The sequence below is a fragment of the Streptomyces lacrimifluminis genome (assembly GCF_014646095.1).
Classification (GTDB): Bacteria; Actinomycetota; Actinomycetes; order Streptomycetales; family Streptomycetaceae; genus Streptomyces; species Streptomyces lacrimifluminis.
This window is the reverse complement of the sequence record NZ_BMMU01000035.1, coordinates 63,340-71,861: the sequence shown is the minus strand read 5'-3', so window position 1 is coordinate 71,861 and position 8,522 is coordinate 63,340. Positions and strand designations below refer to the sequence as shown.

The following is an 8,522-nucleotide window of genomic DNA, read 5'->3' as shown; positions in this document are numbered from 1 at the left end:
CGGACACGAAGGCGAAGCCGGCCCCGGACCTGATCGGCCGCGACTTCCATGCCGAGCGCCCGCATCAGGCTGGTCGGCGACATCACCTGCCTGCCCACCGCCGGGGGCTGGCTCTACCTCGCCTGCCGGCTCGACCTGGCCACCCGCGAGGTCGTCGGCTACGCCATGGCCGACCACCATCGCGCCGAACTCGTCACCGACGCCCTCGGCATGGCTCACGGCCGGGCGCATGTGGAGCCCGGTTGTGTCATACACAGCGATCGCGGCAGCGAGTACACATCGGCCCGATTCCGCGACCGGATACGAGCGTTGGGGCTGCGCCAGAGCCGCGGACGCACCGGATCACGCTTCGACAATACCGCCGCGGAGAGCTTCTGGGCTCTGCTCAAGGAGGAGACCGGAACCCGGACCTGGCCACCGCCCGCGCAAACACAGAACCTTCGGCTATCTCACCCCGGTCGAGACCAGGCAGCGCCACCAACACGCTCTCGCGGCATAACCAACGAGTGTCCACGAGCACGGGGAAACTTCAAAACGGGCCTGACCCTCAACCCCGGCACCCGAAGCTATCCGCCAAGGTCAGTAGTCATCCGCCGCTCTGGCGAGCGGCTTTGCGAAGCGAGTCCCACAGGGTGTCGATGTGGTCGGGCAGCGTCGTCGTCGCGCCGATGGCGACGCGAATCGCGAAGTGACCGTTGACCGATGTGTGGGTGAGGAAGGAATGCCCTTCGGCGTTGACCGCCTCCATTGCTGCCTTGGTAGCGGCGTCGTCGGGGCGCCCTTCCCGGTCGACGAGGTACAGACATACGAGTGCCAGTGATGGCGGGGTGGCCAGGGCGAAGCCCGACTCGCTCTCGATCCGGTCGGCCAAGGAGTTGGCCATGGCGACGTGGCCGCGGATGCTTTCGCGCAGGCCTTCCAGTCCGGCGCCGTGCACCACCGACCAGATCTTCAACGCACGCATACGACGGCCCAACGGGACCTGCCAGTCGCGGTAATCGATGACTTCGCCGGATTCGGTCGCAGCGTTACGCAGGTACTCCGGCGTGATGGACAGTGCTGTGGGCAGCGCTCGGGCATCCCTCACCCACATGAACGAGGCGTCGAAGGCGGTGTAGAACCACTTGTGTGCGTCGGTGCAGAACGAGTCGACAAGGTTCACGCCGTCCAGGAGCCAGCGGAACTCGGGACACAACGCCGCGACTCCTGCCCACGCGGCGTCGACGTGCACCCACGCCTCGTACGCACGCGCTGCCAGCGCGACGTCTCTCACGGGGTCGATGGCACCCGTGCCGGTTGTTCCCACGGTCGGACAGACCATGACCGGCCTCTTTCCGGCGGCCGCGTCCTTGGCCAGCATGTCTGCCAGGGCATCCGCCGACATGGACAGCGTGCCCTGGGTAAAGGGGACGATCCGCAATGCTCGCGCGCCGAGCCCGGCCACACGCACGGCCTTGGCCAGTGACGAGTGGGTCTCGGCAGTGACGTACACCGTCTCGGTGCCGTCCACGCCGTGTTCGCGCCAGTCCGGGTTGCTGCGCTGCAGCGCAGCCAGCAGGGCGGCCAACGATGCCGACGAAGCCGAATCCTGCAGCGAACCGCCTCCGCCTCCGGCGAAAGTGAACTCGCGACCAAGGCCCAGGGCATCCGCCAGGCCGTCGAGCAGGACCTGCTCGATCTCCGTCCCGGCCGGCGATGTCGACCAGAGCATTCCCTGCGCTCCGATCCCGCCCGATGCGATGTCACCGAGGAGCGACAGCAGGGACGCGTTCGCTGGGAAGTAGCCGAAGAAGCCCGGGTGCTGCCAGTGGAGCGACGAGGGGACGACCACGTCGTTGAGCAAGGCGATGAGATCATCGCCCAGCGCCTGGGACGGCTGCTCAGGCAGTTCACGAGGAAGCTGAGCCTTCACGGAGCCCGGTGAGACCTTCGGCCGCACGGGCAGGGAAGGGAGCGAGGTGCGGTATTGGGCGACCCAGTCGACCAACTGGTGGCCCTGGCGGCGGAATTCATCTGGCTCGAGATCAGGCATGCTCTGTCCTAAGAGGTGGTGTTGGTCATGACGAGGGCTGAGCGCCCACCTGAGCGCTGGGGATGATCAGGTGCCCGGGGCGAGTTGGCCGCTACCGGATCCAGAGGGCCTCGATGCCGCGTACCGACTGGTGCCGCACCAGAGCCTTTCGTCTACAGTTGGAGATTAATAGCTCCAATGTAATCCCTTATGGGGTCGCTGGGAAGGGGGCGCCATGGGGACCCCTCTCACGGCCACCGGGAACGACAGCTCTTCACCCTCGCTCCGTGCGCCCCTGCCGCGAGCACGTGGCGTAAGAGTTTCACCAGGTCACAGCGCCGGGTCTGCGGTCACACGACCCCTCGGACTCATCCGCCGTGAGGCACGCGAGTGCGACCAAGCCCTCGGCATTCAGGCGTCTACCCGTTGGTAAGGTGTCACCATGCCCAAGATCGTGGACCACGACGCGCGGCGTGAAGAGATCATCGAAGCCGTATGGCGCCTTGTCGCGCGGCGAGGGTTCGCGGCGCTGAACATGCGGGATCTCGCCGCCGAAGCTGGATTCACCAACGGTGCGCTCGCACGATATTTTCCCACCAAAGCAGCCATTCTGCGGGCCGCGCTGGAGCGCGCCAATGCAGCCACCGAGCAGCGGGCCGCCCGTACCATCGCCGGCGCCAACGGCCTGAACGCGTTCCGCAAGTTCTGCGTCGAGATCATGCCCCTGGACGACGAGCGTCTCAATGAGGCCCGCGTGGTCATCGGCTTCTGGAATTACGCGGTAGCCGATCAGGAACTGATCGGCGTCTACGACCAGGCGATATCGCGCTGGCGCGATCAGATGCTCTCGTATCTGCACACTGCGGCTGAAGCGGGAGAGATCAACCCATCCTGCGATCTCGATGCGTTCTTGGACCTTGCGATGGCCACGCTGATGGGACTCCAGATCAACGCGATCTTCGCGGCTCGCCTGACCACACCCTCCCGCCAGTTGCGGATACTCGACGGACTCATCGCGGGGTTGCAGACCGGCACCTCATGATCTGAGCACGCAGGCGCAGAAGTACTCACCTGTGGATCAGTTGCATCTGATCCGTCCCTTGTGTCACAACCACGGGTGCCCATGGACCCGCGACACCACCGTCCGCAGCGGAAAACCACGGCAGCCGGGAACGCCTCAGCAGTTCGTTCGTGCCGTAGTCCGGGTGGCGTGCACCACTGCCGGCCCGGCTTCGCGCCGTCTTCCGCCCTGCAGACATGCGAAGGGGCGAGAATCGACGCGCCGGGCTTCTCGGCAGCGGCCGCGTAGGCAGGTGCCGTGTACATCGGCGGCCGATGGCCGAGCGCTCCCTCACTTGAGCTTCGTACAATTTGGGTCCGAACGGTAATGTCGGTCCAGTGCGTCGCAGAGACGTCGAAGGGGTGTGCCCGTGCCCGGCCATCGATCCATCACCGAAGCCGAGAAGCTGGCCGCTGCGAAGCTCGGCGGCATCCCGATCCGCCGTGAGCAGATGGCTGTGGTGGCCAATATCCACCGGGCGGCCTCGGCGGTACGGCAGCATCTGGAGAACTCCGTGCTCCGCGGATCCGATCTCACCTGGACGGCGTTCGTCGTGCTCTGGGTGGTCTGGATCTGGGGCGAGTCGGAGACCCGGCACGTGGCTGAGGAAGCGGGGATCTCCAAGGGCACACTCACTGGGGTCGCGCGCACGCTGGAGGCTCGGGGGCTGATGCGGCGGGGCGGTCATCCCACCGACGGGAGGCTGGTTCTGCTCAGCCTCACGGGCGAGGGTGAGGAACTGATGCGGCGGGTGTTTCCGCAGTTCAACGAGGAGGAGGCATTCGTTGCCGAGCAGCTGGACGACGACGAGTGCCGCAGCGTCGCGGACGGACTGCGACGAGTTGTGCTCCAGGTCGAGGAGCACGGCGAGGAGCGTCGGCGCGCCCTGCTGAACGGTGCCGAGCCCGCCCTGCGTCGCAGTGGTCGCCGTCCGAAGCCGAAGGCGTGAAGGGGAGCCCGCGCAGCGGGGCAGGACTCAGAGGGAGAACACCTCCGCCGCGATGACGGACGGCGGCGCTCGGAGCCCCCGCGTTACCGGTGACGCGGTGGCAGCGATCCCACTCCCCGCCGGTGGACCGCGGCAGCTGATCGCATCGGGCGATGGCGATGTCCTGCGGTCCCAGCCCTCGGGCGGCGGTGATGCGCCGCAGAGCTATGCCGGGAGCGAGGTAACCGCGGGGGCAGGACGTGTGCGGCGTCCGACGAGGAAGACGGCGGTGAGTTCTCGTGCTGTCAATGGCGGTCGCGTGCGGCGCCTACAAGGGCGTCGAACAGTCCCTGCTGGGCGGGGTCTTCGAGGGCGGTGTCCTCGGGGTGCCACTGGACCGCGGCGAACCAGCCGAGAACTCCGGGCAGTTCGAGCCCTTCCACCGTGTCGTCGGCGGCCCGGGCGGTAATCGTGAGGCCGGCGCCCGTACGGTCGACCCGCTGGTGGTGGTAGCAGGATGCCTCCACCTTCTCGGCGCCGGTGGCCTGTTCCAGCAGCGAGCCGCGCCGGATCGCCATCGGGTGCACGACATGCCGGTGCTCGCGGTCCGGACCGCCCATGTCCTGGTGGAGGGTGCCGCCGAGGGCGGTGTTGACGACCTGGAGGCCGCGGCAGATCGCGAGCAGGGGCAGGCCCAGGTCGATGGACTGGCGGGCGACTTCCAGGTCGAAGGCGTCCTGGAGGTCGTCGACGTCGTACACGCTGTCGTGGGTGTCGGTCGCGCCCTAGCGGTACGGGGCGAGATCGCCGCCGCCGGGGAGGAGGACGCCGTCGAAGCGGGCGAGGCGGGCGGCCACGCCTGCGGCGGTGGGCTCGGCGGGGTGGATGGTGGCCGGTTCGCCGCCGGCCCGCCAGACCGCCTCGACCAGCGCGCGGGCGTTGACCTCGGCGGCGTAGCGCAGGGCGGAGGTGGAGGCGCGAAGCGGGCGGGGATCGCGATCAGCGGTCGCGCGGGCGTCGTCACAGCTGGATCCAGGTGGTCTTGAGTTCGGTGTACTTCTCGATGGCGTGGGCGGACTTGTCGCGTCCGTTGCCGGACTGCTTCACGCCGCCGAAGGGCACGGTGAGGTCGCCCTCCTCGTAGCAGTTGACCCAGACCGTGCCGGCCTTCAGCGCGCGCGAGACCTGGTGGGCGGTGGACAGGTCGGAGGTCCACAGCCCGGCGGCCAGGTCGTACTCGGTGTCGTTGGCGAGCGCGACGGCCTCGTCGAGGTCGTCGAAGGTGAGCACGGACAGGACGGGGCCGAAGATCTCCTCACGGGCCAGCCGCATGTCCGGATCCACGTGGTCGAAGACGGTGGGCTGCAGGTAACTGCCGCCGGTGTCGGCGAGTGTGCGGCTGCCCCCGGCCCGCAGCCGAGCGCCCTCGTTGAGGCCGGTGCCGATGTGCTCCAGTACGCGCTGCAGGTGGCGCTCACCGACCAGCGCCCCCATCTCGGTCGCCGGGTCGAGCGGGTCACCGATCCGTAGTTCCCGGGCCCGCGCCACGATGGTGTCCGTCACGCGCTCGGCAACAGAGGAGTGGACGAGCAGCCGCGAAGGGGCCGTGCACATCTCGCCCTGGTTGAAGAAGATGCCCCAGGCGGCGGTTTCGGCGGCCTTCTCCAGGTCGGGTGCGTCCGGGAGAATGATGTTGGGTGACTTGCCGCCCAGCTCCAGCCAGACGCGCTTGAGGTTGGAGTCGGCCGCGTACCGCAGGAAGTGCCGCCCGACGGCGGTGGATCCGGTGAAGGCCAGCACGTCGACGTCCAGGTGGAGGCCGATCGCCCGTCCGGCGGTGGGCCCGTCGCCGGTGACGACGTTGAGTACGCCCGGCGGCAGCCCGGCCTCGGTCGCCAGCCGACCGAGCAGCAACGCGGACAGCGGCGAGTTCTCCGACGGCTTGAGCACCACGGTGCAGCCGGCCGCGAGCGCCGGAGCGACCTTCCAGCTCGCCAGTGTGAGAGGGAAGTTCCAGGGGACGACCGCGCCGACGACACCCGCCGGCTCGCGGGTGACCAGGGCGAGCGCGTCGGGAGCGGTGTGCGGCGACTCGTCGGTGAGCTTGTCCGCCAGCTGCCCGTACCACCGAAAGGTGTTGATCGCGGCGCGCAGCTCGATGTCGTACGCGTCCGTGATCGGCTTGCCCATCTCCAGGCTGACCGTCAGCGCCAGCCGGTGCCGCTGCTCCTCCAGCAGATCAGCGATCCGCAACAGGACCCGGCCCCGGTCGGCAGGTGCGAGGCGTGGCCACGGCCCCGAGTCGAAGGCCCGGCGCGCGGCGGCCACAGCGGCGTCCACCTCGGCGGGCTGAGCGTCGGCCACGTGCGCCAGCACCTGCCCGTCGCGGGGCGAGACGGCCGGGTAGGACTGCCCGCCGCCGGGTTCGTCGGCGCCGTCGATGTGGTGCGCACCTGACACGTCCAGTGCCTTGGCCCGGCGCAGCCAGTCGTCGTGGGTGATGTCCAGCATGCGTAGCCTCCAGGTCATGGCATTACGTTTGAATCCAAACGATAAGCCCCGGGCGGTCCCCGCAGGGGAGACCGGGGTCTCGACCGGCTTGTCGTTCGGTCGTACGGTCAACGGGTCATGGACATGCACGGGCGAACTCGCGCCCCTGCGCATGGATCAGCACCTCGGCGTACCGGTGCTCGGTGCCTGCTTCGGCCGCCGGGGGCCGACCACCGGGCTCGGTGGATCGGTCAATGCGTCATCGCGCCCGGAGATAGGCCGGCGTTCCAGGTGGGGCGCTTTCTGTGGATGCGGATCCGGAAATCACCAGGGCTATGACGCGCGACTGCCTCGACCTCGGCGGCGCGGAGCGGTGCGTACGGCCGGCACGTCGGTCACGTGGCACAGCGGCCGGCTGACGGCCTTCTTCACGCACCCCGGACTCAGGGCAACCCCTCCCCCGGCCCGGAGAGGTCGGTGTGGCCGGTCCGGGCCCGAGGGGGAGGACAAGGACCGGGCCGGCCACACCGCGAGGCAGGCTCAGACGTCGGCCATTGCCCTGCCACGGGTCAGTCGCGCGGCGATGACGCCCAGGACCAGGACCGCCGGGACGGTGAGCTCCAGCCACATCGCCGTGCCCTGGTCCCCGCCGATGAGGGTGGTGAAGTTGGCCAGGATCAGCCAGATGGCACCGGCGATGCCGAGCGCACCCAGGACGGGGGCGATCAGCGTGTTCCAGGCGCGAGTGTCCAGCCGTTCCCGGCGGAAGAACACGACCACCGAGACGGAGGTCAGGAAGTACAGGAGCATGACCGCCAGCACCGCGACCCCACTGAACCAGGAGAAGAGGCTCAGCACCGGGTCCTTGCCCAGCAGCGCGAAGGGCATGACCAACGCGAGCGAGATCACGGTCTGCAGACCGCCGGCCGCCCAGGGCGAGTGGCGTCGGTTGATCGCGGTCAGCCCGCGCGGCAGCAGGCCGTCGCGGCCGAGTGAGAACAGGTAGCGGTTGGCGGAGTTGTGGAAGGCGAGGACGCCGGCGAAGAGGGAGGTGGCCAGCAGGATGGGCAGCGCGTCGCCTGCCCAGCCGCCGAACTGCGCGGTGATCGGCGCGAAGACCCAGGACGTGGCGTCGCCGCTCTCCAGTGCCTTCCCGGCGGCCGCGGTGGCGTTCGAGGCGCCATGGGCGGAGACCAGCATCCACGAGGTGAAGGCGAAGAAGACGGTGACGACCATGACGGACAGGTACGTGGCCCGGGGGACGGTCCTGCGGGGCTCCCGTGCCTCCTCGCCGTAGATCGCGGTGGCCTCGAAGCCGAACATCGACGCCACAGCGAACATCAGCGCCACGCCCGGTGCCCCCTGCAGGGCCGCATGGGGCGAGAAGCTGTGGGCGAAGCCCAGCCCCTCGGGACCGCCGCCCTTGAAGAAGGTCACCAGGGCGAAGACGAACAGGATGCTGAACTCGGCCAGGACGAAGACGCCGAGGATCTTGGCGCCCATCTCGATCCCGGCGGCACCGAGGATCTGGACGATCACCATGGTGACCAGGACCCAGACCCACCACGGTGCGCTCAGCCCCGTGTACTGCTCGACCAGGCCGCTGACGATGAAGCCGTACAAGCCGTACATGGCGGCCTGGACCGCACAGTAGGCGAAGAGCGCGACTCCTGCGCTCCCGGAGCCGATGGGGCGGCCGAGCCCCTTGCCGATGTAGGTGTAGAAGGCGCCGGCGTCCACGACATGTCGCCCCATGGCGACGAAGCCGACGGAGAACAGCAGGATGACGGCGCCGACCGCGGCATACGCGGCGGGCGCACCCGCGCCGTTGCCGATGGCGACGGCGATGGGCACGGCACCGGCTATGCCGGTCAGCGGCGCCTGCGCGGAGAGAACGAAGAAGAGGATTCCCAGAACACCGAGGGAGTTGGATTTGAGCCGGCCTGCAGCGGAGGGGCTCTGCACGGTCTGTGTTGGTTCGACCGTCTGACTGTCCACGCGGATCACCTGCCTGGAAGGGGAGAGATTTCGTT

6 protein-coding genes and 1 pseudogene are annotated in these 8,522 nt (G+C 68.7%); 3 read left to right on the top strand and 4 right to left on the bottom strand.

Annotation, left to right across the window (positions count from 1 at the left end; translation table 11 throughout):
* The first annotated feature begins 48 nt into the window (after window positions 1–48).
* On the top strand, window positions 49–699 hold the full coding sequence (locus IEY89_RS42070; protein ID WP_189151491.1) for a DDE-type integrase/transposase/recombinase: 651 nt from the start codon (window positions 49–51) through the stop codon (window positions 697–699).
* Here IEY89_RS42070 and IEY89_RS34575 read toward each other — a convergent pair.
* A complete protein-coding gene (locus tag IEY89_RS34575) occupies window positions 587–2,032 on the bottom strand; it encodes a pyridoxal phosphate-dependent decarboxylase family protein (protein WP_189151490.1) in 1,446 nt (481 codons plus the stop codon). The genes IEY89_RS42070 and IEY89_RS34575 overlap by 113 nt on opposite strands.
* Before the next feature lie 421 nt (window positions 2,033–2,453).
* Between IEY89_RS34575 and IEY89_RS34570 the strand changes: the two genes are divergently transcribed.
* Together IEY89_RS34570 and IEY89_RS34565 are read left to right on the top strand one after the other, a co-directional pair.
* Window positions 2,454–3,053, top strand: a complete 600-nt coding sequence (locus tag IEY89_RS34570; RefSeq protein WP_189151489.1) for a TetR/AcrR family transcriptional regulator — start codon at window positions 2,454–2,456, stop codon at window positions 3,051–3,053.
* A gap of 388 nt (window positions 3,054–3,441) precedes the next feature.
* The gene (locus IEY89_RS34565) at window positions 3,442–4,020 is read left to right on the top strand and encodes a MarR family winged helix-turn-helix transcriptional regulator (protein WP_189151488.1); all 579 of its coding nucleotides are present in this window, start codon (window positions 3,442–3,444) and stop codon (window positions 4,018–4,020) included.
* Window positions 4,021–4,304: 284 nt separating this feature from the next.
* Here the strand turns inward: IEY89_RS34565 and IEY89_RS34560 are convergent.
* The 3 genes and pseudogenes from IEY89_RS34560 to IEY89_RS34550 all read right to left on the bottom strand — a co-directional run bounded on the left by IEY89_RS34560 (window position 4,305) and on the right by IEY89_RS34550 (window position 8,487).
* A pseudogene (locus IEY89_RS34560) lies at window positions 4,305–5,035 on the bottom strand (gamma-glutamyl-gamma-aminobutyrate hydrolase family protein).
* The gene (locus IEY89_RS34555) at window positions 5,020–6,510 is read right to left on the bottom strand and encodes an aldehyde dehydrogenase (protein WP_189151498.1); all 1,491 of its coding nucleotides are present in this window, start codon (window positions 6,508–6,510) and stop codon (window positions 5,020–5,022) included. The pseudogene IEY89_RS34560 and the gene IEY89_RS34555 overlap by 16 nt, the downstream one beginning before the upstream one ends.
* 519 nt (window positions 6,511–7,029) lie before the next feature.
* Window positions 7,030–8,487 (bottom strand): APC family permease, encoded by a 1,458-nt coding sequence (locus IEY89_RS34550; protein ID WP_189151487.1) that lies wholly within the window; start codon window positions 8,485–8,487, stop codon window positions 7,030–7,032.
* Window positions 8,488–8,522 lie beyond the last annotated feature (35 nt).